Origin of the sequence: Ligilactobacillus sp. (genome assembly GCF_036846325.1) — a bacterium.
Lineage (GTDB): Bacteria > Bacillota > Bacilli > Lactobacillales > Lactobacillaceae > Ligilactobacillus.
This window is the reverse complement of the sequence record NZ_DAIUCE010000118.1, coordinates 3,205-4,293: the sequence shown is the minus strand read 5'-3', so window position 1 is coordinate 4,293 and position 1,089 is coordinate 3,205. Positions and strand designations below refer to the sequence as shown.

Sequence of the window (1,089 nt, the reverse complement as noted above, 5' to 3'; positions counted from 1 at the left end):
GAGCAGGCAAATGCTTCTGCTTGGTTGTTGAGTTTGGATTCAGGTTGACATCAGACAACATGTTTTGCCGTTTTGCTCGTATCTTAAATACGCAATAACCGTGATATTTAAATTGTTGTAAACGCCGCTGAAGTTTGGAACTAGTATCTCGACATAGAATTTATCTCCTGGACGTACGGATACCCAACCGTTCCCGTAGTAATACAAATCACCGATACTCTGACTTGTCGTTCTGATATAGTTCCGGAATCCGTATGCAGCATTGTCTTCCACAAATTGAGCAGGTGTTTTCAAGTCACCGCAACGCCAATCACCTGCTTTTCCATTCTCAAAGCTCTTCTTTCCGATAAGCTCGCTACTTGAATCAAGATTGTACTTCCAGACCTGTTGCTGAAAACCTGTTGCATCCTGTAACCAGCTTGAATTCTGATTGATCTTGATTAACTTCTTCCAGTCATCGGTACCTTTCAAGTCACTGATGGTTGAGTTTCTAAGATTGTTCTCACGCGTCTGCGTTTCTGTCTTGGTATACACAGATGACGACAGTGCGTATGTTCGCTTTACTTCAGCTTGATAAGCCGTGAGTGCATCGGCCTGAGCCTGTATGCGCTTGTTAATGTCCCCGTCCGACATGCACCAGTCGGTGGCTTTGTTGCCTTTTTCAAGTTTGACGTGGCGAATGGCGACTTGACCCAAAAATGAGCTCGAGGTCAGAAATTCTATATCAATCCGCATTGAAGCGGTTGAAGACGGAACAATTCCAGTTGCGCTCATACGGACAGTCTCACCGACTTTCAGCGGCAGCTCTTCACTAGCTGCGTATCCATGCCAGTTGGTCCGTTCACGTATCATCACTTGCGCTTTCGGCAACTCAGATGTGCAGCTAATCAGCTTGACATCAAGACTAGCCGTGTATGTTCCAGGTTCGGGTTGCCCGACAGGTAGCACATAGTACCAGGCTCGACGGCCTGTTGTTACTGATATTTCAACTCACGCCCCCACATAAGGGGCGACCAAAAGCAACAATCCCTTGCCACAAACCACTGAAATTTCAACTCACGCCCCCACATAAGGGGCGACTGACTTGGC

General features: G+C 46.8%; 1 protein-coding gene. It reads right to left on the bottom strand.

Annotation, left to right across the window (positions count from 1 at the left end; translation table 11 throughout):
- Positions 1–39: 39 nt before the first annotated feature.
- Complete coding sequence (locus V7Z60_RS08900) at positions 40–852, bottom strand: hypothetical protein (RefSeq protein ID WP_334117473.1); 813 nt, start codon at positions 850–852, stop codon at positions 40–42.
- Positions 853–1,089: the final 237 nt, after the last annotated feature.